This is a genomic window from Ensifer sp. ENS06 (assembly GCF_014852205.1).
In the GTDB taxonomy this organism is placed as follows: domain Bacteria; phylum Pseudomonadota; class Alphaproteobacteria; order Rhizobiales; family Rhizobiaceae; genus Ensifer; species Ensifer adhaerens.
Genome location: NZ_JACVBC010000006.1, coordinates 179,243 through 202,601, shown reverse-complemented (window position 1 = coordinate 202,601; position 23,359 = coordinate 179,243). Strand labels below are relative to the sequence as shown.

Below are 23,359 nucleotides of genomic sequence, written 5' to 3'. Positions count from 1 at the left end.
CGGTCTGGTTGAGGACTGTCCACACTTCCTGGCGTCTAGGATTAGAAGACGCTCAGCTTCGGAATGGCGACGACGAAGCGGCCGCCCCAGTCGCGGATCGCCTCGTTGTCGGCGACGATCTCGGTCTTCAGGTTCCAGGGCAGGATGACGAGATAATCGGGCTTTGCATCCTCGATGACCGTCGGCGCGTGCACCGGAATATGGGTACCGGGCAGGAGCTTGCCCTGCTTCAGGTCATTGCGGTCCACGGCAAAGGCGATTTCGCTGGGCGACAGCCCGCAGACATTGAGGAACGTGTTGCCTTTCGCAGCGGCGCCATAGGCGGCTACGGTTTTTCCCTCCGCCTTGGCGTTCGCCAGGAAATTCTGAAAATCCTTGCAGACGGCGGCGATGCGGTCGTCGAATGCCGTGTAGGTCTCCATCCGCATCAGCCCGGCAAGCGCCTCAGTCGCTCGCAACCGCTCGAGTTCCAGCGTGGTCTCGCGCACGCCGGACCTCAGCTGCGCATAGACGCGCAGCGAACCGCCATGGGTCGGCAGTTCCTCGACGTCGAAGACCTTGAGGCCTGAGCTTTCGAAGATGCGTTCGACGGCCGCCAGCGACAGATAGGAATAGTGCTCGTGGTAGATCGTGTCGAATTGCACGCCTTCCATCAGACGCAGCAGATGGGGGAACTCGAACGTCGCAACGCCATCGGGCTTCAGCAGGATGGCGAAGCCGCCGACGAAGTCGGCGATATCGGGCACATGGGCGAGCACGTTGTTGGCCGCCGTGAGATCGGCGCGAATGCCGCGCTTGACGAGTTCGGTTGCCGTCTCCCGTCCGAAGAAGGCGACCTCGGTCGGGACCTGCCGCTCCTCGGCCAGTCGCGCGGCATTGGCGGCCGGTTCGATGCCGAGCGCCGGGATGCCCTTGGCAACGAAATACTGCAGCAGATAGCCGTCGTTCGAGGCGATCTCGACGACCTGCGAATTGTCATCGAGCGCGAAGCGTTCGGTCATGCTCTCGGCGTAGCGGCGTGCGTGTTCGAGCCAGCTTGTGGAGAAGGAAGAGAGGTAGGCGTAGCCGTCAGTGAAGATTTCATCGGCCGGCACGTTTTCCGTCGTTTGCACCAGCAGGCACTCGGAGCAGACCATCGCCTTCAGCGGAAACGATCGCTCGCGGGCGATGGCTTCCTTCGTCGGTTCGAGAAAGGAATTGGACCAGGGCGTGGAGCCCAGGTCGGCAACGACGGTCTTGAGCGGTGTCGAGCAGAAACGGCAGTTGTGGGACATCGAAGTCGTTAGCCTCTCATGAATGCGTCGATTTGGCTGAGTGTCAGATCACGGGCGTCAGCGCCGCGGCGCCAGCCGTCATACCAGCGCGCGGTCCAGGCGATCGCCTCGTCCTGCGATAGACGGGTTGCCCATGACAACGTCCGTCCGGCAAGCGCCGGATCGAGGCCGAGCGACTTCATTTCGTGCGGCTGGTCCTCGGATGACGCGTCACGCCATTGCGTGGGCAAGCCCATTGCGGTCTGGATGGCGGCGGCAACGTCCCGAACCGGGATCTGTCGCTCGTCGGGCGCCGGGCCGAAATTCAGCGCCGCCACATCGGTCTGGCCGCCATGAAGCGCCTCGGCATAGACGAAGTATCCGTTGAGGCAGTCGAGCACGTGCTGCCAGGGCCGTGTCGCCATCGGACTGCGGATGTCCAGCGTCTCGCCCGAAAGGGCAGCGCGAACGATATCCGGAACCAGCCGGTCCGCGGAAAAATCGCCGCCGCCGAGCACGTTGCCGCCACGGGCGGTTGCCACCCGTATGCCGCGCTCACGCAGATAGGAATCCCGCCAGGTCGAAACGACCAGCTCGCAGGCGGCCTTCGAACCGGAATAAGGATCATGGCCGCCAAGCACGGCGTCTTCCGGAAAATGCCGGCCGCTTTCGTCGTTGCGGTAGACCTTGTCGGTGGTGACGACAAGGACGGTCTTGAGGGCAGGGGCTGCGCGTGTTGCCTCCAGCAGGCGCGCCGTGCCCATGACGTTGACGTCGAAGGTTTCGACCGGCGTCCGGTAGCTTTCGCGAACCAGAGGCTGGGCCGCCATGTGAAGGACGATCTGCGGGTCGCAAGCGCGGACGGCGGATGCGAGCGTGTCGCCGTCGCGGATGTCGGCGAAATGTTCGTTGGTGGCCGATTCCGATCCGAGCAGTGCGTGCAGCGAGGGGGTGGCCGCCGGTGACAGGCCGTATCCGGTCACCTCAGCGCCCATTTGTGTCAGCCACAGGCGGGCCCAGCTTCCCTTGAAGCCGGAGTGACCCGTCAGCATCACCCGTTTTCCGGCCCAGAAGGACGGGTCCGCAAGCCTGCTCATGCCCAGACTTTCCAGGGGGCCGCTCCGCTCTGCCAGAGGTCTTCGAGCTGGTTCTTGTCGCGCAACGTATCCATCGGGCGCCAGAAACCGGCGTGTTCGAAGGCCATCAACTGGCCGTCTGCGGCGAGACCTTCCAGGGGCTCCGCTTCGAACGGCGTCTGATCGCCCTCAATGCGATCGAGCACCGAACGGTTGAGGACGAAAAAGCCGCCATTGATGTGACCGTTGTCGCCTGCCGGCTTTTCGATGAAGCTTCTGACCCGCCCGTCGCTGACAGCAAGCGCGCCATAGCGGCCGGGCGGGACCACACTGGTGACCGTCGCCTGGCGGCCGTGATGGCGGTGGAAGTCGGTCAGCGCCTTGATATCGATGTCGGCGACGCCGTCGCCATAGGTGAGGCAGAACGTATCGCCGAGATGGTCGGCCACGCGTTTCAGGCGCCCGCCGGTCATGGAGTCCGTTCCGGTATCGACGAGCGTCACGCGCCAGGGCTCGGCCTTGTTCGAATGGAACAGGGTTTCACCCGTCGCCATGCAATAGGTGACGTCGGAGGAATGCAGCACGTAGTTGGCGAAGTATTCCTTGATCATGTAGCCGCGATAGCCGAGGCAGATCACGAAATCCGAGAAGCCGTAGTGGCTGTAGATCTTCATGATGTGCCAGAGAATCGGCCGCCCGCCGATTTCGATCATCGGTTTTGGCCGGAGATGGCTCTCCTCCGAGATCCGCGTGCCGTAGCCACCGGCGAGAATGACGATTTTCATGCGACCGCCCCGTATTTGCGCCGGCCACTCGGCATGGCGCATTGCAAAGTCCTAATATCCTGGCGACCTTGCGCGGAGGTGGTCTGCGCGCGCCTGCTCTCAGGCGGCGAGGCAGCCCCGCAGGACCTCGACTACGCGGCCGATCTCGTCGGATGTCATGTCGTGATAGCTCGGCAGGTTGATCGCGCGGCCGGGCAGGTCATAGGCCACGGTGTTCGCTGGCACCTCGTCGAAGGGCGGCAACGAACTCAGCGGCCAGAAAAAGACACGGGCGTCGATGTTCTCGGCCGCAAAGGCGTTCTGCAGAGCCTCCCGGGTGACGCCGGTTTCCGGCGCAAAGACGACGGTCGGCATCCAGAAGCCGTTCTTCGTTCCCTCCGGCTCTGGGTTCATGGCAATGGCGTTCACGCCTGCAAGCTGCTCGCGATAGGCGTAGAAGATTTCTCGCTTGCGATCGACCAGCTCGCCGACGCGCTCGATCTGCGCGAGGCCGACGGCGGCCTGCAGGTTCGACATCTTGTATTTGAAACCGATCTCGTCCGGCCAAAACTGCTTTTTCTGCCCGCGGGCGCGGCCGTGATTGGAGAGCGTCAGCACCTTTTCATGGAGCTTCGCATCGCTGGTGACGAACATGCCGCCTTCGCCGGTCGTCACCGTCTTGGTGCCGTGGAAGGAAAAGGCGCCGAAGGCGCCGAGCGACCCGGCCTTGCGTCCATGCCACTCGGACCCGAGCGCTTCGGCCGCATCCTCGACAACAGGAATGCCGTGCCGGGCGCCGATCTCAAGCAACCGGTCCATGTCGCAGAGATTGCCGTAGATGTGAACCGCAAGGATCGCCCTGGTTCTTGGCGTGATTGCCGCTTCGACCTTTTCCGGGTCGATGCACCAGCTGTCGGCAAGCACGTCGATGAAGACCGGTTTTGCGCCGAGGTGAACGATCGGCGCGGCAGACGCCGTCCAGTTGGTGTCCGCAAGGATCACTTCGTCGCCGGGTCCGACGCCGAGTGCGGCAAGCCCCATGTGCAGCGCGCCGGTGCAGCTCGATGTCGAGATCGCGTGCGTCGTGCCGAGATGCGCGGCGAAGGCCGCCTCGAAGCGGTTGATGTAGTCGTAGCAGCGCTCGCCCCAGCCATTGGCCGCCGCATCGGTCGCATAGGTCACTTCACGGTCGGTGATCGAAGGTTTGGTGTAGAGGATGCGGGGTTTCATGGGGAGCGCTTGGTGAGAACCGGGAGTTCGAAAGAGGCGTGGATGCCGGGCGGGATTTTGTCGAGTTTTCGTCCCGCTCCGGCTTCTTGCTGTGTGCTCTTGTCAGAGCCAGACGTGGTCGAGCCCAGGCCGCTGCAGCCAGGGTTGCGCGGCAATCGCAGCGCGGGCCTTCAGTGGGTTGAGGCCGATGAACAGTGCTTCGGCTTCCGCTGGCAGGTCCTCAGGCGAAAGCACCGGGATGCCGAAATGGGTGGCGCCCTTCATGTTCTCGTTGCGGTCGAGGAATGCCACGACATCGACGGCCTGGCCGATCCGGCAGTAGATCCAGCTTCCGTAGAAACCGGCGCCGTAGATCGCGACCTTGCGCTTGGCGTAGCGATCTGCCCCGCCCGCGAGCGTTTCCGACGCCCGATCCCAGAAGGCGCAGATGTCGCGGGCTTCCTTGGCCGCATCGGCGGCGGATTTCGACGTGTGGGCGGCCTCGACGGTCGCTTCCGCGCGCTTTGCAACGACGAAGAAGGCGCCAGGGAACGAGGTCGAGTCGATCACCTGCAGTTCGAACCCGACGCTTGCCAGGGCATGGGCGAGCGAGGCTTCGCTGAAATGGTTGACGTGATCGGCGACGGCCATGTCGCCCGGGTTGCCGGCGACATCGGGCATGGAAAACAGGAAGCTGCCGCCCGGCCGCAGGAGGTTGCGCACGTCGCGCATGAAGCCGACGGGATCGGCCACGTGCTCGATGACGAAGTGGCTCATGACGGCGTCGAACTTGTTCTGCCAGCCTTCGGGCGCGGCGTAAGTGGCCTGGGCCGCTTCCGGCACCCAGCCCTGCCAGGCGGCCGCATAATCGGCACTGACGTCGAAGACGTGCGGACGCAAGTCGCTGCGGTTCGCAACCATCTTGCGCAGTGTCACGGCCTTTGCTGCACCATAGTCGAGGATTGAGGCGCCCTCGGGCAGATCGAGCAACCGCAGCGCCAGTGCGGCCTGGTGATCGGTGCGATAGGTGATCGTGCCATCGGTTGCGACCGCGAAGATCTGATCATGATTTTCGCTGGTCAGCGAGATCCGGTAGCCAGTGTCGTAGAAGGCTTGGATATCGGGAATATCGTCGCTTTGGGCATGTCCACAAGCGCCGCAGACGAAGACGCGTGTCGGTACGTCGAGCAGCGTCATGATCGAGGTCAGCGCCGGCGCGGGCACGTCGTAGGTCGGTGCGCCAATGTGGCCGCCGCACACACGGCAGTTCGTCATGCCAATTCTCCCTGCGGTGCAACCAGCTCCGGCAGAACCTCGGCGAACTTTACGCCTGCGGCGAACGAGCCCTTCCAACCGATGCGGATGCCGAGCGGCTCGGCGTAGTTGAAATAGCGGAACTGGATGCTCCACCGCGGAGTCTGCGAAACGTTGTGACCCGACTGATGCAAGGTCAGGAAGTCCATCAGGATCAGATCGCCGGGCCTGCTCAAGGGAGCAACGTGTTTGTAGCGGGCAAGCCGCTCTTCACCCTTGTGAAGATGCAACGCATAGGCGCCGGTCTTGCCAGCGCCGGCGTCGTCTTCATAGACCGGAACGAGACCTTCGGCCTGCGACCCCTCGGCAATCTGGACCGGACCCATGTCTTCGGTGACCGGCAAAAGCGGCGTCCAGAAAACGATGCCGTCGACACTGCGCAGTTGCGAGGGGAATTCTTGATGCCACTGCGCGCGGAACTTTTCTTCGCCGGGATTGTCGATGCGCATGCCGTAGCCGCCAGCTGCGATGCCCGGGATGCTGCCGGGCCGAAGTGCCTTAAACACCTCGTCGTTGGCAGCCGAGCTGACGAGCCGCATGAAGGCAGGAATCTGCTTTATCGCATCATAGACTTCACCGCCCCAGGAGCGATTGACCGCAATGAGCTTGCGATAGGCGATCGTCATCGCCTCGTGCGCCGTGCCGGTCGGGGCATCGACGCCGTACTTGTTGCAGATCAGTTCGAGGGTCTGGCGGATGCCTTCGTGGATCGGGGCAATCTCTGACTGAATGTCGTAGAAGCCGGGTACGACGTGATAACCCTTGGTCTCGAATTCCTGGCGCGCGCTTTCGGAAATGATGGTGCCGTTCTTCATGATACGCTTGCTTCCTCCTTCAGGAATTCCCGCCACGAAATGGTTTTTGGTAACAAATGCTTGCGCGCATCGGGCCCAGTGCGCGCAATGAGGTCCAGGACGGAAACATAAGGCGTGAAGGTTTCGCGGGGCTGGGGCCACGGCGTGCAGCTGTAATTCATGTATTCGACGTAAACACCGGCAGCCTCGAAGGCCTGATGATCGAGATAGTTGGCAGCGCCGTGTCCGGTCAGGTAGCGCGTTCCGTTCGCCTCAAGCACCAGGTCGAGCACGCGCTGCCAGGACGTTCCATTCGAAGCCATGTCGCAGGAGCGCCGGATGATGCGTTCGAAGCCGATGCCGAGATAGCGGGCCGGGACCTCGGTGCTCGCAATCAGAAGATCACACAGGCTGTCGTTGGCGTAGACCTCGTCTAAGATTGCCAGCGCGTCATCGATGTAGGGCGCGCCATCAAGCGACTGGCGCAGCAACGAGCGATGGCTGGCGCGCCAGTTGTCGGCGGTCGCCGAAAGGTCCTGGATCTTCTGGAAGCTTCCTTTTCCCGCAAGCGGTATCGTCATCCAGCAACGATCGTTGCCTTTCAGGAGCTGGATGCGATTGGTGAAGCTGCCTTTCGAGAATTGGGCATCGTCGAGGTAGATGTAGCCGTCGGCAAGCGCCAGTTGTTCGAAAAAGCCCGGCCAGGGAAAAAGCATCGGCTGGGAGATGACGACGGCGGTCATACGTGGGGCTCGTCCGGCGCGAAGACGGTGTCGAGGTCTCCATCCGTGTCGTGGCAAGGACCCTCGAACAGCGCGCTTGGGATATCTCCGGTTCCTAGTTGCGCACGCACTTCAGATAGCCTCCGGGGGAGCTCGAAAGCACAAGCTTGCCGTTGAGAACCGGGTCCGTTTCGAAGCGATCCGTTTCCTTGAGGTAGGCGTTGAGCGCGGCGTAGGGCTCATCACCCGGATGCCAGATTTTCGAGCGCTTCGTAGGTGTCTGAGACGCGTCGCCATAGCCAAGCAGCGTGTCGGCGACCACGAGATATTGCCCTTCGGTCACCAGAGGTCCGTAGTTCCGCAATTCGTCCAGCACGTGATCACGGCTGTGGTCGCTGTCGAGTACCACCATGACCGAAGCACCCTCTGGGATTTCGGCCGCGACCCTCGCCAGCGTTTCGGCCGTCGTCGACGGCCCCTCGATCAGCGTGATGCGCGAGGACATCGGGTGGTTTTCGATCGAGTCACGATTGTGGGCGCGGATATCGATATCGACGCCGATGACTTTGCCTTTGCCGATCAGTTGCAGCATTGCGGCCATGAAGATCATCGAGCCGCCGCGGGCAACGCCCGTCTCGATGATGATGTCTGGCTTGGTGTTCCAGATGACCTCCTGGGTCGCCATGACATCGGCCGGCATCTGGATGATCGGCACGCCCATGAACGACCAGAGATAGGAGTACTCGTACTTGTCGAGCGCTACCACAGTGTCGTGTGCCTGCTGGAAAGCGCCCTGATCCTTGCCGAGCGCAAGGGCCATTTCGGTCTTGTGGGCTTCGAATGCGAGACGATCGTCTTCCACTGCCATTGCTGTCTGATGCCCTTCTTCGGATACAACCTATGGATACGCTCTCGACCGCGAATCGCGATCCCTGGCGCTTTCGCCGATTCGCAACGCTTTCCTGTGAACGCTTTCATGTCGGCAATTGCAAATACGGTCAAGGCCGGTTTCTTAAGGGCGAAAAGACGGGTAGTCCTTGGTCTCTGGCGGAAGGAACCATGTCGCGATTCGATCGAATTTCTACACCCATAGCGGGTCTCATCGTCGTCGAGCGGCAACGCAGGGGCGATGATCGCGGTTTCTTCTCGCGCTTCTTCTGTCGCGAGGCGCTGGCCGATTTCGGCGGCGATGGAAAGATCGCGCAGATCAACCATACCCTGACGCAGGCAGCAGGCACGATCCGCGGCCTGCACTTCCAGCAGGCGCCGCACGACGAGGCGAAATTCGTCTCCTGCCTTTCCGGCGCTGTCTTCGATGTGGCGGTCGACCTGCGGCCGGATTCTGCGACCTATCTGCAATGGCACGGGGAGGTGCTGAGTGCGGACAATGGTCGCTCGATGATGATCCCTGGCGGTTTTGCCCACGGGTTCCAGACGCTGACCGAGGATTGCGAGCTGATTTATCTGCACGACAAGCCCTATGCGCCCGAGGCCGAAGGCGGGCTTAACCCGCTCGATCCGGGGCTCGCGATCGCCTGGCCGGTGCCGGTCTCGCAAATGTCGCCGCGCGACCAGGCGCTCCCTTTGCTGCCGAACAGGATCGTCGGCGCCCGTCGTTGACTTCGTGAGGGATGGGAGGACAATAACCTCTCCGCGCCACCACGAGAGAGAAGGGGTGTCGACGATGACGATCGCCAGAAAACTTCAGGACTATATCGACGGTTCGGGTGTCGCCTATGACACCGTTGACCATCACCGCACCGCGACCACCAGCCAGACGGCGCGGGCGGCGCATGTGCCGGGCAGCCGGCTTGCCAAATCCGTGGTCGTTCACCACGAAATGGGCTACGTGCTCGCCGTCGTGCCGAGCACGCACCGGGTCGAACTCTCGACCCTGCAGGACGTAATGGACCGCCGCCTCGGCCTCGCTTCGGAAGAGGAGGTCTGCAATCTCTTTGCCGATTGCGACATCGGCGCCGTGCCGCCGGTTGGTTCGGCTTATGACGTGCCGGTGCTGCTAGACGAAAGCCTCGGCGATGTGAGCGACGTCTATTTCGAAGGCGGCGATCACCGGACGCTGGTGCACATGAGCGGCGCGAATTTCCGCAACCTGATGCGGGGCGCGCAGATCGCCCGCTTCAGCCATCCGGCGTGACTGGCCGTTCAGAACGATTTTGTTTGCGCTGGCGTGACGCCTGCCGCCTGTTCCTTGGCGCCATCCGCTTGAAGCGGGAAGGAGCGGCCAACCGCTGGTCGATATTTGCTGTGCTTGAATCTGCCAGTCGGGCTTGTCAAAGCGCATGCTAGGCGGCACCATCGCGCTCGACGGATACCTTTATCTAACTGGGTTGGGGGATCGATGGTGCGCATGCGCTCTGCGAATATGTCCAAGTCTCTGGCAGTCCTGCTGGTTGCGACCAGCGTTCAGTCCTTCGGTACCTCGGCACGTGCCGAAGGCGTCCTGTTCGATCAATTTCCGTTTGCCGTTGCCTGCGAATACAAGGGCACCCAGCACGCCTTCTATTTGTCCAAGGTGACGGCGGATGGAACCGCAACCTATCAGGCTTCTGACAACTTCGCCGGTACGATCACTCTGGACGGGGCGGCCAAGGCGGTTGGCTCTGATGCCGGCGGGAGTTGCCTTGGAAAGACGCTCGCGGAGCTCAGGGCGTCAGGTCAGGCACGCGATATCAAGTAGTTCGCCGCATATTGCCGGTAAACGCAGCTGATGCTTGCGCCGCGGCCGGCGCCGCGCAGCTGCAACGGCGAGGCGGGCGAAGGCACGTCCGCGGTGGGCTGGCGATGTCTGCCGCCTTTTCGTTTGCGACGAACGCCGAGAAGATCCAATCTATTGTCCGGTCGTCGCGAAAGAATCGATGCTTGAGAATTTTCTGTTGTAGCAGTTCAAAAATCTGATTTACTGCAGCCTCGCTAATTGGCTTTCGGGGGATATTGCCGATGGTGTGGACCCGCAGGGAGACTATGCTTGGTGGTTTGGCGCTGCTTGGCGCCAATGCGCTTCAGAGCCCGGCACTGGCAAAGGCGACAGCCTATTTTTCCGGCCCGGCCGTGGATAACGGCGTGACATACCGGAGCACCAATTTCGCCAACATTGACAGGAAATGGCAGCGCCAGGTCGTCAAGTATTTCAGCAGCGAGCCGATCGGCACCGTCGTCGTCGATACCAGGCACCACTTTCTCTACCTGATCATGGAGAACAAGACGGCCATCCGCTACGGCGTCGGCGTCGGGAAAGAGGGTTTCAAATGGTACGGCCGGGCGACAATCGACCGGAAATCGCTGTGGCCGCGCTGGACGCCGCCACCGGAGATGCGTGAGCGCCATCCCGAACTGCCTGAGTTCGTCGAGGGCGGCTCGCCGAAAAACCCGCTCGGCCCCCGCGCCATGTACCTGCTGCGCGACGGCGTCGATACCGGTTACCGCTTCCATGGCACGCTGGAGCCGGGCAGCATCGGCAAGGATGCCTCCAGCGGCTGCATCCGCATGTTCAACGAGGATGCGATCGACCTTTACCAGCGTTGCCCCATCGGCACGGCGGTGCAGGTGCTGCCGCATATCGCCGAAAAGGCCCCCGAGGTCAGCCAAGCAACCCCGGTCGCAACTCCGGTCGAATGAGGAATATCACCCGATGCCCGCTATGACCGGATTGACGAGGCTGCTTTCCGCGGCCGCCATTCTCTTGACGCTTGCTTCCTGCAACACCACCGAGATTGCCGCCGTCGAAGAGCCCGCAGCCGTGCCGATGACCGGAAAAACCGACGACCCGGCACCCGGCTTTGAGACCGTATCGGTCGGCACGGAAGAGGACTTTATCCTCAATGTCGGCCGCCGGACTTACTTCACCCAGGATTCCTCCGCACTCGACAGCGTCGCCAAGGCGACACTCGACAAGCAGGCGATCTGGCTCAACAGCAACCCGCGCTGGCTGGTCAAGCTGCAGGGCTTTTCCGACGACAGCGGCTCTGCTTCCAAGATGGAAACGCTGTCGCAGAAACGCGCCGATGCGGTAATGGCCTATCTGGTGTCCAAGGGTGTGGACCCCAATCGCTTGTGGGCCAAAGGCTACGGCAACGACCGCGAGGTGCGCGACTGCACCGAGCGCTCCTGCAAGGTCCAGAACCGGCGCGTCGTCTCCAACCTCAGGACGGAACGCGACGCGACTTGAGCGGGCGGCGGCTTCCAACGACCGTGGACGGTCGCTTCCGCCAACGCGGAATGGACTACATGTGTTGGCCATCAGCGCGGCGTTCAGCACAGGAGACCAGGGCGCATAGCCACAAACGGGCGGGCGTGGCTATTCGCAGCCCGGTACTTTTCTCGTTGGCCTATCGGTCGACGAATATGTTGCCCTGTGTTTCGCGGAACGACAGGGCACGGCGGCCGCCGCATCAATTGGTTGAAGCGCAAGTGCCATAGTCTTCTCAAAGCAGGGGGTGATCTGATACTTCCGTCTGCCTGCCTCTGCGTCATGCGTCCTTTCATGGCATCCACACGGATGGAAAGTGCGGCAGTTCGAAAACCTACAGTGCTTTCAGCGTCTCACCAGACGTGCGACGCGGTAGCTGCGCCATGTCGGGGCATTCCTCGGGGCGGTAAAATATTTACGGAGCGCAAAACATGAAACTCGCCGTCCTTGTATCTTCTGGTGGGGCAGCGTTTGAACAGGTGGCTCGCATTGTTCGACACGACGGCGTCGATTTCACGGTGATCACTGATAGAGGGTGTGGGGCGGAGGTGGTTGCCGGCCGCGTCAACGCGAAGCACATCCGCATCGAAGAGCGAGACAGGAAGCTGTTTTCCACCAAGGTGGCCGCAGCCCTTCAAGACCTGCGCGTCAACAATATACTGCTGTTCTTTGACCGTCTGGTTTCGAGCGAACTGTTTGATAGCGTCGATACGTTCAACATCCATCCGGCAGCCTTGCCGGCGTTCAAGGGGCTGAGAGGCGTGGAGGACGCCTATGAAGCGAAGGCTCGCCTGCTCGGCTGTTCGCTTCATCGCGTCGATCAGAGCGTGGACGGTGGGGAACTGGTGTCGCAGATCGCTTGCGGTGCCGATCCTCAGTGGCCGCTTTCGCGCTGGCAGAAGCGGGCATATCTCATGAAGGTCTATTGCGGATTGGTCTGGGTTAACCAAGCGATCCATATCAAAGCGCCCGACACGCCGGTGAACGCGTCACACGGCCTTCCCGAGGGGTGGATGGCTTCCTTCAGGGAATTGCAGGCACTCGAGGCCGAAACGGTAGTCTAGGAAAATCGGAAGGGCGCGGACATGTACGGATTGCCTGCCATCAACCAGCGCTTCTCGCATCTTGAAGACGGCACGTTATCAATCAACAATTTCAAGACGTAAAATGGCGCACCCGACAGGATTCGAACCTGTGACCTTTGGAATCGGAATCCAACACTCTATCCAGCTGAGCTACGGGTGCATCCGTTGGCGGCAGGGCCGCCGAAGCAGGCTGTGAGCGGTTCTTAGCCTAGCTTGCGCGTCGCTTCAATGGTCATTGCAAGAGATTGTGGTAGAAACCGCCATCCTGTGCTTGCGTTGTGGTCGCGGCGCATCGCTTCGGGCATGGCGCCGGGCGACGGCCAACCCATCTGACGGGATCACCCACCCGATGTAGCTAGAATTGGTCAGGCGAACGTCCTTGCGACGAAAGGCGGCGCGTTATAAATTCTGCATTAAAGATAATTCTAAATTAAAGTGCCAGTGCTCAAGTAGGCAAGCGTTCCAGTAACCAAGTGCTCCAGTACCCAGTGCTCGCGTAATTGTTTCAGGCGAGGGGGCAAGTTTTGGTCAACCGATATCTCACGACCGGCGAACCGGCGTTGGAGAGGCTGCGCTCCGATCCCGCATTGATGTTTCTTGTTGCTCTCGCGGCCGCGCTTTTCGTGCTGAACACCTGGAACGGTATCGGCATCCTTCCGGATTCGACGCGTTACATGCAGATCGTCAGCACGCCCTATGACGCGCCGCTTTACGCGTGGATGCTGGGTGCCGGGGGATCCCTTGGGTTTGCGCTTGAGCATGTCGCGCTCGGCATCGCCTTTCTGCTTTATCTTCTCAATACCTGGCTCGTCTTTTCGCTGTTCAGGACGGCGCTGCCGGATCAACCGTTCTTCGTGACCGTCGGAACGCTTTTGATCATCGTCAATCCGACATTCCTCTGGACGAGCACGATAGCGATGTCGGAGGCGCTGTTCCTTGCGCTGACATTTCTCGCCATCCGTTTCTTCATTCGCTATATGCGCGGTGAAGGGCGGGGGCCCTTGCTTGCCTCGTCTGCCTGCGTCGGGCTTGCCATGCTCGCTCGCTTCGTGGCGCCTCCGGTCGGGGCGGCCTTTGCCACAATCGCGCTCTTCTACAATTCGGCGCGATCCCTTCGCCAAAGGCTCCTCGACGTCGTCCTCCTGTTCGCTGGTAGCGCTGGTATCTTTCTCGCCTGGGTGATCGTCAGCAAGCTGCTTGTCGGCCGGTCGGTTGGCCGCGCGCTCTGGTTCTATGGCAATGCCGATGCCGATCGCTGGCTAGGCGGGCTGTCGCTTCTGGCGAGCTTTCTCCTGCCGAGCCAGGTGCCGCAGGTGATCCGCATCCCGGTGCTGCTTCTCGCGCTTGTCGCGGCGACGGTTGTTCTGGTGCAGACGCTGAAGCGAAACTGGCCCGAACGCCGGCCGGACGACCACGATCTGATGACCCTCATCTTCGGCCTGTTTGGATATTTCTATCTGCTGTTCGTCGTGCTCGCCGTGCATGTGGAGGCGAACCTGCAGCTTAATTCGCGCTACTCGCTTCCCTTCTATGTCGCCATCATCTTCGTTCTGGTAATTGCGGCGGCGGACTATTGCGGTCGCGTCGATGCAGCACCTGTCGTCCGGCGTTCGCTTGCGCTGATCCTGCTCTGCCTTCTCGCCATCCACGGACTGCGCAGCACCGCCCAGACGGCGGAGGCCTTCCGTGACGGGGTGGGGTTTCAGAGCACGGCCTGGAAGTCGTCGCCGATCGTGCGCGCAGTCAGGGCGTTGCCGGCAGATGCGGTCATCTTCACCAATGCGTGCGACCCGCTCAATTTCCTGACGCGCCGCTCGACGGACTGGATCCCCTCCCACAGCGAAAGACGAACCGGCCTTGAGAGTGACGCGGGTTCGCTCGACGTACAGCTAGAGCGGTTTCGCGAGGATATGGCGCAGAAGAATGCCTATGTCGTCTTCGTCGATGCGATCGACTGGCGGTTCTACCTGGTAACGGAGAAAGAGCTCGTCAAACTCGCCAGGCTGAAGCTCGTGCGCTCCGAGAGGGACGGTCGCATCTACCAGACGGCAAGTACCGGCGCGCCGTAGGCGTCCCGACTCAGGCGCGTGGTCTCTAGACAAGGAGAGGGACATGCCAGCAAACCCGGAAGAGACGACGCCTATCGAGGCGTTGGGGCCCCAACCGCGGGGGAGGGCAAGCGACTACCTGTCGCTGGCCCGGTTCGACCATGTCACCAAGCACGTTTTCATCCTGCCTGGGCTGATCCTTGCCTGTGCCCTCAGCGAGCCTGATCCGGCCGCTCTCGTCATCAATATTCCCGTGGGGCTTCTGAGCGCCGTCTCGATCGCATCGGCCAATTACGTCATAAACGAGTGGCTCGACCGGGAACGCGACGCGGCCCATCCGACCAAATCGCAGCGTCGCGCCGTCGTCGTCGAGATGCAGCCGCGCATCGTCTACGGCGAATATCTGCTGCTTGCCGTCATCGGACTGCTGCTTGCGTCGGTCGTCGGCAAGCTGTTCTTCGCCACGTCGCTGCTCTTCCTGCTGTCCGGCATCCTCTACAACGTCGAGCCCATCCGGGCGAAGGACAAGCCCTATCTCGATGTGCTGACGGAATGCCTCAACAATCCGATCCGCTTCCTGCTCGGCTGGGCCATCGTCGATCAGGTGACCTTGCCGCCGGTCAGCGTGCTTGCGGCCTACTGGATGGCCGGCGCCTTCCTGATGGCGGCCAAGCGGCTCGGGGAGTATCGCGACATCGCCGCGAATGCGGGGGTCGCCGTCCTGAAGAAATATAGGCGGTCATTCGAATACTACACCGAGGAGAGCCTCACCGTTTCCTGCTTCGTCTACGCGATGATGACGGCGTTTCTGCTTGGCGTTTTCCTGGTGAAATACCGGGTGGAATACATCCTCGTCTTTCCGTTCATCAGCGGCCTCTTCGCCGTCTATCTCTGGCTTGCCACGCGCCCCGGATCGGTGGTGCAACGGCCGGAAAGGCTGTTTCACTCCCGGCGGCTGGACGTCATGCTGACCTTGACCATCGTCGTCTTCCTGTTCGCGAGCTTCGTCAACGTGCCGGTGCTGGACTTCCTGGCCGCTTCGTTCCTCGTGCCGATATCGTCGCTGCAATGACCGGTTCGACGCTGCCGAACGGGGCCTTGCCAAATGGACCGGTGGATTGGGATCGGGTGCGTCTCGTGGTGTTCGATCTCGACGGCACGCTCTACGACCAGCGGCGGCTGCGGGCGCGGATGCTGCTGCGGCTTGTTGCTGACGCGGCGCGCAGGTGCAGCCTTGGCACCATCCGCATCCTGCGCGCCTTTCGCGACTGCCGCGAGGAACTGGGCGATGCGTTGGCGACCGATGTGGCAGCCCGGCAATACGAACTGACTGCGGAGCGGTGCGGGCAGTCGCCGGAGAGCGTCCGGAAGACGGTCGAGGAATGGATCGAACGGCGTCCGCTCGATCTCCTTCCGGCTTGCCGGTGCCACGGCGTCGAGCGGGTGTTTGCCGGCCTTGCGGTTCAGGGAAAGACGATTGCGGTTTTGTCCGACTATCCGGCGTCGGAGAAACTGAAGGCGCTTGGCCTTGGCGCCAGTATCGTCGTCTCCGCCATGGATCCCGAAGTCGGCGCTTTGAAGCCGCATCCGGCCGGTCTTGCCCATGTGCTCAATCGTGCGCAGGTGCCGGCGGAGCAGGCGATCATGATTGGCGACCGGGTGGAGCGCGACTGGGCGGTGGCGCAGAGCCACGGCATGCGCGCCCTGATTCGCAGCGCAAGCCCAATTGCCGGCGTCGATACGTTCCGCGGCTATGACGACGAGATCTTTTGGCCAGTGACGGAGCCGCAGCCGATGGGCGCGCCGGCTCCGGCGCCCCGCTCGCTTACGATATCATCTTGAGCAGCCAGAGCGCGCCCTGCTTGAGCGGCGCGCGGTGCGGGCTCTTTGCGGTGACGGCTGACGCGAGCTTCGCGCTTTGGCGATACCAGTCGTAGCTCTCCTGCAGCATGGCTTCGTTGGAGTATTTCGGCCGCCAGCCCATGGCAAGCAGGGGCTCGACGTCGAAGTAGCATTCCTTGTGGTAGGTGAGGTAGTGCCAGGGCACCAGCGGCGAGACCCTCAGCCAATGCAGCGCCCGCAGCGTGTTGATGGTGGCGGCGGTCGGAAGGCTCCGGACTTTCGATGTGCTGCCGGCATAGCGGATCAGGGCCTCCAGGTCATGGCGCAGCGTGCCGAAGCTGTCGGTGCCGACATTGTAGGTGCCGCTCCGACCGGCCTTGAGCGCCAGCATGTAGAAATCCATGAGATCATGGGCGTGGACGAACTGGAACTTGATGTTGCCGGATCCGATGACATAGACGGCGCGGTTTTCGCTGATCCATTCAAAGAGGATCTGGAAGATGCCGAGCCGGCCGCCGCCAAGGGTGGCGCGGGGCCGGATGGTGATCAGGGTCATATCGGCGGCCGTGCAGATGGCCTCGGCCACTTCTTCGCCGGCGCGCTTCGATTTTCCATAGGGCTCCACCGGGCGAAGCGGGGTTGTCGCCGTGATCGGGCCGGAAGGCGGGATGCCGTAGGCGGCGGTCGAACTGACATGGATCAGCGACCGGACGCCCGCTCTTGCGGCTTCCTCGCAGACGATACGGGTCCCCTCGACGTTGACGTTCCAGTAGTCGCGCCCCGCATCCGTCTGCGCCACCAGCGCCGCATTGTGGTGGACGACGTCGACGTCGCGCATGGCGGCGCGCACGCCGTCGCGGTCGAGCACGGAGCAATTGACGAACTCGATGTCCGCCGGGCGGGAACGATCCTCCCAGAGGTCGAGCACCCGCACCTCGTCGCCGTGTTCGCGCAACCGTCGAGCTGCGAGGTTGCCGATGAAGCCTGATCCGCCGGTGATGAGATGTCGCATATGTCCCTCCAGTCCCTGTCTGCGGAAGTTTTCTGATCAGATTGCCCGATCCTCGAGCGCGCGTGTGATGTTGCGATGCGCGACGGCCATCACTGTCCCTTGTGGATTGACGACCGTCGGCCCGCACAGAAGCGAAGCGTCGGCGATGTAGAGATTGCTGGCGCCATGCACGCGCCCGAACGAACTCGCAGCGCATTTCTCGGCGTCCTCGCCCATCGGGCAGGAGGAGAAAAGGTGAAGCGCAGTGGCGTTTGCCTGCTTGGGAGGAAGCGTTTCGGGAAGCTTGGCGATATCGGCCAGCGATTTCAGCACCGGATAGCCCGGAATGCTCGGATAGACTGCAAGGGCGCCGGCGGCAAAGAGCACTTCGGCGAGGCGTGCAAGGCCGACGGCCAGTTCCTTTAGATCCGACGGTTGAAGGCCGACGCGCACCAGGGGATCGCGAAAGCCGGGCAGGGATCTCACCTTGCCGGATCCGCCGGTGCTCTGAACGTAGTAGATCGCCATGCGCCGCCAGTCCCGATCGACCGCATCGATCATCTCCGGGTGTGCCGCCATGGCGAGCGCCAGCGCCGGCCGTTTGCTCATCGAGCAGCCCATGCTGAAGCGCGGGTCGAATTCCTTGATCTGGTGGACGGGTTCGAGTTCGCCAGGGGTGTTGAGTTCGTCGGGGAAGACTGCCACCACCTTCAGCATCGGATGGAAGCGCAAGCTGTCGCCGACATGGCGAGTGATGCCTGAGCGGCGCAGCAGCCACGGGGTCTGCACCGCGCCGCCGGCAACGAAGACGGTTTTTGCCTTCAGTTCGATCTGTCGCGTGCCCGCCGGTCCCTTGCTGCGCGCATGCACCGTCCACCGCCCGTTCGCATGGGTAAGCTTGGTCGCGCAGGTATCGGCGAGGAGCATACCGCCGGCGTCGAGGAAGCGCGGCACGAAGGTTGCCGACATCGATTGCTTGCGGCCCGGAGATCCGCCGGCCCCCGCGGCGGCGTAGGCAAAGAGGCGCGGCACTTCGAGGGAAGACCATCCGAGCCGCTGCGCACCCTCATCGAGCCGTGTCGATAGCTGCGGCGCAGGGCCAGGCAGGTATTCGACCCGGGCTACTGCCTCGCAGGCGTCGAAATGCGGGGTCAGTTCTTCGAGCGTCAGGGCATCGACCCGATAGTCGCGGCGCCAGCGGTCGAGCACCGCTTGCGGCGTGCGGTGGTAGAGGCCGCGGTTGATCTCGCTGCCGCCGCCGACGCAGCAGCCCTCGACATAGGCGATCTTCGTCGCGCCGAAGCCGATGTTGATGCCGGCGTTGCGGTACTTCTGAAGGATTTCCTCGCGGGAGAAATGCGGCGCAGACTCGAGCGCCAGATGCGGACCTTCCTCGATCATCAGCACGGACTTGCCCGCCTCCGCGCAACGGGTGGCGGTCACCGCACCGCCCGGGCCGGAGCCGATGACGATGATGTCGGGGGCAAGCCTCTCAGGGGCTAGCAGGTGCTCCGGTTGCAGGTTCATACTGGTAATCCTGGCCGTAAAGGTCTGAGTAAATACAGAATAATGCCAATGACATATGGAACTCGACGAAGCGCCGACGGAACTCGAGGCGGGATTGCCGCCATTTGTCGAGTTCGGCCAGTCGGTCGTCGAGCGAAAGCTGATGAAAGAACTTGCCTCTGCGCAGCAGCGGCCAGGCATTGAAAAGAAGCACGAGACTATGGAAGGGCGGGCGCAGATAGTCGGGCATCTGACGATGAACTTTCAGCAGAAACTCTGCCGCACGTACGCCCAGGGCGCCCCGGCTGTCATCGGTAGCGCCGCGTTCATGGGCAATCGCTTCGCCGAGCGCCAGGATGGCCTGTTGAAAGTGCTGCGACATGGCCGAGCCCCGTTATCAAGCCGGCCCCTCGAAAGGAGCCTGGCGCTGCTTTGATGAATACGGTTGTCTGCTCTTTACTGCCTGTATTTCTAGCTGCTCTTATAAGCAAAAGCTACTAAAACGTTGTTTTCGACCAGGCGGCGACCATCTATGCGCCAGCCGCTGGATGTCGCTCGATGCGAAAGGCACCGGATGAGACGCCTTCTGGATATGAGCTTTGTTCGCTATTTCGCCTGCGGCTGCATCGCGGCGAGCCTGCAGGTGGCCACGCTCGCCGTCCTGGTCGAGACGGCGCGGCTCGAACCGGTCTATGCGTCCACCATCGCTTTCTACTTTGCCGTCGTCGTCAACTATTTCCTGCAGCGGCGTTTCACCTTCCGATCCGACGAACCGCACCTGAAGGCGTTGCCGAAGTTCTTGGCGGTGTCGACCTTCGGCGCCGGAATAAACGCGGTCGCCTTCACGCTGCTATCGGCCGTCATGCACTATGTCGTTGCCCAGGCGCTGGCGCTGCTCCTGGTCTTTTCGGTGAACTATGCGCTGAGCCGGACGCTGATCTTTCGCGCCGGCAGCGCGGGGGAAGGGCGCGGCACAGAGCCGGCCCGTGCTGCGGGGCGAGCCCCATCGGGCAAATAGAAACGCCGCGCCCGGGGGGCGCGGCGTCATTGAGAGGGTGGTCTAGTGCGACGCTGGGCTTACGCCACCTGCATGGCGCCTGGGCCGGGGATCGCCTTTGGCGGCACCTTGCCCATGATGATCATGCCGAGCACCTCGTCCTTGGTGACGTCCTCGGTGCGGGCCTGGCCGACGACCTGGCCATTCTTCATGACAGACACGCGGTCGGCGAGGTCGAAGACGTCGTGGATGTCGTGGCTGATCAGGAAGATGCCGATGCCTTCGCGCTTCAGCTGCTTGATGAGATCGCCGACCTGGGCGGTTTCCTGCGGCCCAAGGGCTGCCGTTGGCTCGTCCATGATCAGGATGCGGGCGTCGAAGAGGATCGCGCGCGCGATCGCCACCGATTGCCGCTGGCCGCCCGAAAGCGCCTTCACCGGCTCCTTGAAGCGCTGGAAGTTGGGGTTGAGGCGCCCCATGACTTCGCGGGCCTTGGCCTCCATCGCCACGTCGTCGAGCGTGCCCCAGGGGGTGCGCAGCTCACGGCCGAGATAGAGGTTGGCGGCGGCGTCGACATTGTCGGCGACGGCGAGCGTCTGGTAGATCGTCTCGATGCCGTATTTCTTGGCGTCGCGCGGGTTGTTGATGTCGGCGGCCTCGCCATTGATCAGGATCTCGCCGGCATCGCGCTTGTAGGCGCCAGAGAGGATCTTGATCAGCGTCGACTTGCCGGCACCGTTGTGGCCGAGCAGCGCCACGACCTCTCCGGGGTAGAGGTCGACGGAGGCGTTGTCCACGGCGTGAATGCCGCCGAAGGAGATGGAAATGTTCTTCATTTCCACAAGCGGAGTGCGTTGGTCTTTCATGGATCGTACTCCTTACTTGGCGCGGGCGCGGTAGACGGTGTCGAGCCAGACGGCGACGACGAGGACTACGCCGACGACGATGCGCTGGAACGGACTGTCGATCCCCAAGAGCACCATGCCCGACTGTAGGGATTGCATGACGAGCGCGCCGATCATGGCGCCGGCGATCGTGCCGACGCCGCCGGCAAGCGAGGTGCCGCCGATGACTGCTGCAGCAATCGTGTAGAGCTCGTCGAGTTCGCCTTGCGCGTTGGTTGCCGCATTGAGGCGGGCGGTCGAGATCGCCGCGGCGATGGCGCAGAGGATGCCCATCAGCGTGAAGATCTTGACGGTAACCCAGCGGGTCTTGATGCCGGCGAGTTCGGCCGCTTCCGGGTTGCCGCCGAGCGCAAAGACGTAGCGGCCGAAACGCAGGCGGGTGGCAATGAAGGTCATGACGATGCCGACGACGATCGCCATCAGCACCGGAATGGCAATGCCGTGCGAGATCAGCAGACCGCCGTCCGGCCAGGCGATGCCGTTGGCGTCGGCATATTTGCGGGCGATGTTGGTCGGCCAGTAGTAGCTGTTGGCAACGGCGATCGCGCCGAGAACCAGGATACAGCCGAGGATCGCCAGGAAGTACTCCGCCCAGATCGGACGGAGCGGGAAGCGGAAGCGCTTGCGCTGCTTGCGCGAATTGAGGATGGCGGCGACGATGGCGATGCAGGCAAGGATGCCGACGATCCAGCTTGCCGTTGCGCCGATCGAGCCTTCAGTGCCGCCGCCCATCAGGCGGAAGGTGGCGTTCATCGGCGCGACCGTCTGGCCGCTGGTGACGAACCAGGTGGCGCCGCGCCAGACGAGCAGGCCGCCCAGCGTGACGATGAAGGCGGGCACGTTGAGGAAGGCGACGATCGAGCCCTGCAGCGCGCCGATGGCGGCACCGACGGCGATGCCGCTCAGAAGGGTGATGATCCAGATGGCCGGGTGTTCGAGGCCGAGATATTGCGGCAGGAACTTCGCCTGCATGACCCCCATGACCATGCCGCAGAAGCCGAGCACGGAGCCGACGGAGAGGTCGATGTTGCGGGTGACGATGATCAGCACCATGCCGGTCGCCATCACGGCGACGGAGGAGGTCTGAACCGTCAGGTTCCACAGGTTGCGCGGCGTCAGGAACAGCCCGCCGGTCATGATCTGGAAGCCGACCCAGATGATGATGAGCGCGCCGACCATGCCGAGCAGCCGGGTGTCGATCTCGGTGGCGCGGAAGAAACGTTTTACCGGGTTCTCGTCCGCTGTACGGGCGCGATTTGTCTGTGCGCCCTTTGTGTTGCCTTGTGTGATGTCGGCCATGGACGTGCCTTCCCCCCACTTATGTTGTTGATGTCATCGCGTCAGTGGCACCAAGAGCCCCAAGTGGACGCGACAAGTCCGGTACGACGGCAGAAACCGAGCCTTCGTGCTGATTGTGCGGTCGCGGTAGCGGTATTGTCCGCCGCGTCCGCACCTTGCGCAAGCGCCGCAACGGGTTGCGTTGCGGCGCTTGTCTTTTGTCAGCGCTCAGTTCTGCTGGTGCGGCTTATTTGCAGGCCGCGACGTCGCCCTTGACGCCCTGGCAGGCTTCAGCCTTGGAGATCCAGCCCGCGTCGATGACGACGTTCAGGTTGTCCTTGGTGATCGGCAGGGGAGCCAGGAAGACCGACTGCATGGCCACGCCCCTCGGGCCGCCGTTGAAGGTGGTGACGCCAGAGACTTCTTCCATCTTCTTGCCGCCGGCAAGTTCGACGGCGACTTCTGCGGCGCGCTTGCCGAGTTCACGGCTGTCTTTCCAGACCGAGACGGTCTGCGTGCCGAGAGCAACACGGTTCAGGGCCGCCTTGTCGGCGTCCTGCCCGGAGACCGGAACGGAGCCGGCCAGGCCCTGGGCGTCGAGGGCTGCGACCGCACCGCCCGCGGTGCCGTCGTTGGAAGCGACGACCGCATCGACCTTGTTGTCGTTGGCGGTCAGGAACTGCTCCATGTTCTTCTGGGCGTTTTCAGGCTTCCAGCCGTCGGTATAGGCTTCGCCGACATTCTTGATCTTGCCGGCGTCGACGGCTTCCTTCAGCACTTCCATCTGTCCGGAGAAGAGGAAGTCGGCGTTCGGGTCGGAGGACGAGCCCTTGATGAAGACATAGTTGCCTTCCGGCTTGACCTTGAACACTTCGCGGGCCTGCATGCGGCCCACTTCCTTGTTGTCGAAGGTGATGTAGAAGGCGGCCGGGTTTTCGATCAGGCGGTCATAGCCGACGACCGGAATGCCTTCGGCAGCGGCCTTTTCGATCGCCGGGCCGATGGCGTCGCTGTCCTGGGCAAGTACGATCAGTGCGTTGGCGCCCTGAGCGATCAGCGACTCGATGTCGGTCAGCTGCTTGGCGGCGGACGACTGGGCGTCAGCGGAGATGTACTTGTCGCCCGAGGCTTCGAGGGCTGCCTTGATGGCGGCTTCGTCGGTTTTCCAGCGCTCTTCCTGGAAGTTGGACCAGGATACGCCGACGACCAGGTCCTTCGCCTGGGCAACGGAATGCAGGGAAACGATGACGGCAACCCCTGCCATCAGCTTCAAAACGGTTTTCATTTCATCCTCCCGAGTGAGGGCCGGCCAAGCGTGCGAACCTCCCGCACCATCCTCCGCCAGCCTTAAGACGCTGTCGTAGATCG

Annotated in this window: 24 protein-coding genes and 1 tRNA gene; 10 read left to right on the top strand and 15 right to left on the bottom strand. The window is 62.5% G+C overall.

What is annotated here, in order from left to right; genetic code table 11:
- Nucleotides 1-41 precede the first annotated feature (41 nt).
- The 8 genes from IB279_RS21925 to IB279_RS21890 all read right to left on the bottom strand — a co-directional run bounded on the left by IB279_RS21925 (nucleotide 42) and on the right by IB279_RS21890 (nucleotide 8,000).
- Complete coding sequence (locus IB279_RS21925) at nucleotides 42-1,274, bottom strand: class I SAM-dependent methyltransferase (protein WP_034793975.1); 1,233 nt, start codon at nucleotides 1,272-1,274, stop codon at nucleotides 42-44.
- Between the two features lie 8 nt (nucleotides 1,275-1,282).
- Nucleotides 1,283-2,350 carry a CDP-glucose 4,6-dehydratase gene (gene rfbG, locus IB279_RS21920; RefSeq protein ID WP_112771970.1) on the bottom strand — a complete coding sequence of 356 codons (1,068 nt, stop codon included), beginning with the start codon at nucleotides 2,348-2,350 and terminating at the stop codon, nucleotides 1,283-1,285.
- Nucleotides 2,347-3,114, bottom strand: coding sequence for a glucose-1-phosphate cytidylyltransferase (rfbF, locus tag IB279_RS21915; protein ID WP_034793969.1), 768 nt, complete (start codon nucleotides 3,112-3,114; stop codon nucleotides 2,347-2,349). Before rfbF ends, rfbG begins: the two co-directional genes overlap by 4 nt.
- Nucleotides 3,115-3,213: 99 nt before the next feature.
- Nucleotides 3,214-4,323 (bottom strand): DegT/DnrJ/EryC1/StrS aminotransferase family protein, encoded by a 1,110-nt coding sequence (locus IB279_RS21910; protein ID WP_060582436.1) that lies wholly within the window; start codon nucleotides 4,321-4,323, stop codon nucleotides 3,214-3,216.
- Nucleotides 4,324-4,425: 102 nt separating this feature from the next.
- Nucleotides 4,426-5,577, bottom strand: a complete 1,152-nt coding sequence (locus tag IB279_RS21905; protein WP_034793964.1) for a class I SAM-dependent methyltransferase — start codon at nucleotides 5,575-5,577, stop codon at nucleotides 4,426-4,428.
- Nucleotides 5,574-6,431 (bottom strand): phytanoyl-CoA dioxygenase family protein, encoded by an 858-nt coding sequence (locus IB279_RS21900; protein ID WP_112771972.1) that lies wholly within the window; start codon nucleotides 6,429-6,431, stop codon nucleotides 5,574-5,576. Before IB279_RS21900 ends, IB279_RS21905 begins: the two co-directional genes overlap by 4 nt.
- Entirely contained in the window at nucleotides 6,428-7,153 is a 726-nt protein-coding gene (locus tag IB279_RS21895) for a WbqC family protein (protein WP_112771973.1), read from the bottom strand. The genes IB279_RS21900 and IB279_RS21895 overlap by 4 nt, the downstream gene beginning before the upstream one ends.
- A gap of 94 nt (nucleotides 7,154-7,247) precedes the next feature.
- The gene (locus tag IB279_RS21890; RefSeq protein WP_112771974.1) at nucleotides 7,248-8,000 is read right to left on the bottom strand and encodes a cephalosporin hydroxylase family protein; all 753 of its coding nucleotides are present in this window, start codon (nucleotides 7,998-8,000) and stop codon (nucleotides 7,248-7,250) included.
- A 191-nt stretch (nucleotides 8,001-8,191) separates the two neighbouring features.
- Here IB279_RS21890 and IB279_RS21885 point away from each other — a divergent pair, with 191 nt between their 5' ends.
- The 6 genes from IB279_RS21885 to IB279_RS21860 all read left to right on the top strand — a co-directional run bounded on the left by IB279_RS21885 (nucleotide 8,192) and on the right by IB279_RS21860 (nucleotide 12,403).
- Nucleotides 8,192-8,752: a dTDP-4-dehydrorhamnose 3,5-epimerase family protein gene (locus IB279_RS21885; RefSeq protein WP_112771989.1), complete on the top strand. Its 561-nt coding sequence runs from the start codon at nucleotides 8,192-8,194 to the stop codon at nucleotides 8,750-8,752.
- 64 nt (nucleotides 8,753-8,816) lie between these two features.
- The gene (locus tag IB279_RS21880; protein WP_034794215.1) at nucleotides 8,817-9,287 is read left to right on the top strand and encodes an aminoacyl-tRNA deacylase; all 471 of its coding nucleotides are present in this window, start codon (nucleotides 8,817-8,819) and stop codon (nucleotides 9,285-9,287) included.
- A gap of 213 nt (nucleotides 9,288-9,500) precedes the next feature.
- Entirely contained in the window at nucleotides 9,501-9,830 is a 330-nt protein-coding gene (locus tag IB279_RS21875; RefSeq protein WP_234824483.1) for a hypothetical protein, read from the top strand.
- Between the two features lie 260 nt (nucleotides 9,831-10,090).
- Nucleotides 10,091-10,768, top strand: coding sequence for a L,D-transpeptidase (locus IB279_RS21870; RefSeq protein WP_034793947.1), 678 nt, complete (start codon nucleotides 10,091-10,093; stop codon nucleotides 10,766-10,768).
- 13 nt (nucleotides 10,769-10,781) lie between these two features.
- Nucleotides 10,782-11,318, top strand: a complete 537-nt coding sequence (locus tag IB279_RS21865; RefSeq protein WP_112771976.1) for an OmpA family protein — start codon at nucleotides 10,782-10,784, stop codon at nucleotides 11,316-11,318.
- 452 nt (nucleotides 11,319-11,770) lie between these two features.
- Nucleotides 11,771-12,403 carry a formyltransferase family protein gene (locus tag IB279_RS21860; protein WP_112771977.1) on the top strand — a complete coding sequence of 211 codons (633 nt, stop codon included), beginning with the start codon at nucleotides 11,771-11,773 and terminating at the stop codon, nucleotides 12,401-12,403.
- A gap of 104 nt (nucleotides 12,404-12,507) precedes the next feature.
- Here the strand turns inward: IB279_RS21860 and IB279_RS21855 are convergent.
- Nucleotides 12,508-12,584 (bottom strand) — tRNA-Arg (locus IB279_RS21855).
- Between the two features lie 430 nt (nucleotides 12,585-13,014).
- On the opposite strand from IB279_RS21855, the gene IB279_RS21850 reads away from it, so the two are divergent.
- Genes IB279_RS21850 through IB279_RS21840 form a run of 3 tightly spaced genes read left to right on the top strand, consistent with a single transcriptional unit; the run spans nucleotide 13,015 to nucleotide 16,314 of the window.
- Nucleotides 13,015-14,493, top strand: coding sequence for a glycosyltransferase family 39 protein (locus tag IB279_RS21850; protein ID WP_146749550.1), 1,479 nt, complete (start codon nucleotides 13,015-13,017; stop codon nucleotides 14,491-14,493).
- A gap of 43 nt (nucleotides 14,494-14,536) precedes the next feature.
- Nucleotides 14,537-15,544: a UbiA family prenyltransferase gene (locus IB279_RS21845; protein WP_051659300.1), complete on the top strand. Its 1,008-nt coding sequence runs from the start codon at nucleotides 14,537-14,539 to the stop codon at nucleotides 15,542-15,544.
- The gene (locus IB279_RS21840) at nucleotides 15,541-16,314 is read left to right on the top strand and encodes an HAD family hydrolase (protein WP_090298132.1); all 774 of its coding nucleotides are present in this window, start codon (nucleotides 15,541-15,543) and stop codon (nucleotides 16,312-16,314) included. The genes IB279_RS21845 and IB279_RS21840 overlap by 4 nt, the downstream gene beginning before the upstream one ends.
- Here the strand turns inward: IB279_RS21840 and IB279_RS21835 are convergent.
- Genes IB279_RS21835 through IB279_RS21825 form a run of 3 tightly spaced genes read right to left on the bottom strand, consistent with a single transcriptional unit; the run spans nucleotide 16,298 to nucleotide 19,193 of the window.
- Entirely contained in the window at nucleotides 16,298-17,326 is a 1,029-nt protein-coding gene (locus IB279_RS21835) for an NAD(P)-dependent oxidoreductase (RefSeq protein ID WP_060518859.1), read from the bottom strand. The genes IB279_RS21840 and IB279_RS21835 overlap by 17 nt on opposite strands.
- Nucleotides 17,327-17,362: 36 nt before the next feature.
- Complete coding sequence (locus IB279_RS21830) at nucleotides 17,363-18,832, bottom strand: GMC family oxidoreductase N-terminal domain-containing protein (protein WP_210209366.1); 1,470 nt, start codon at nucleotides 18,830-18,832, stop codon at nucleotides 17,363-17,365.
- Nucleotides 18,798-19,193 (bottom strand): hypothetical protein, encoded by a 396-nt coding sequence (locus tag IB279_RS21825; RefSeq protein WP_143556401.1) that lies wholly within the window; start codon nucleotides 19,191-19,193, stop codon nucleotides 18,798-18,800. The genes IB279_RS21830 and IB279_RS21825 overlap by 35 nt, the downstream gene beginning before the upstream one ends.
- Nucleotides 19,194-19,385: 192 nt before the next feature.
- Between IB279_RS21825 and IB279_RS21820 the strand changes: the two genes are divergently transcribed.
- Entirely contained in the window at nucleotides 19,386-19,829 is a 444-nt protein-coding gene (locus IB279_RS21820) for a GtrA family protein (protein ID WP_060518852.1), read from the top strand.
- A 59-nt stretch (nucleotides 19,830-19,888) separates the two neighbouring features.
- Here the strand turns inward: IB279_RS21820 and IB279_RS21815 are convergent, their stop codons facing one another.
- The 3 genes from IB279_RS21815 to xylF all read right to left on the bottom strand — a co-directional run bounded on the left by IB279_RS21815 (nucleotide 19,889) and on the right by xylF (nucleotide 23,276).
- A complete protein-coding gene (locus IB279_RS21815; protein ID WP_034793927.1) occupies nucleotides 19,889-20,674 on the bottom strand; it encodes an ATP-binding cassette domain-containing protein in 786 nt (261 codons plus the stop codon).
- A 12-nt stretch (nucleotides 20,675-20,686) separates the two neighbouring features.
- On the bottom strand, nucleotides 20,687-22,012 hold the full coding sequence (locus tag IB279_RS21810) for a sugar ABC transporter permease (RefSeq protein ID WP_112771980.1): 1,326 nt from the start codon (nucleotides 22,010-22,012) through the stop codon (nucleotides 20,687-20,689).
- A gap of 226 nt (nucleotides 22,013-22,238) precedes the next feature.
- Nucleotides 22,239-23,276 (bottom strand): D-xylose ABC transporter substrate-binding protein, encoded by a 1,038-nt coding sequence (xylF, locus tag IB279_RS21805; RefSeq protein ID WP_192339804.1) that lies wholly within the window; start codon nucleotides 23,274-23,276, stop codon nucleotides 22,239-22,241.
- Between the last annotated feature and the right edge of the window lie 83 nt (nucleotides 23,277-23,359).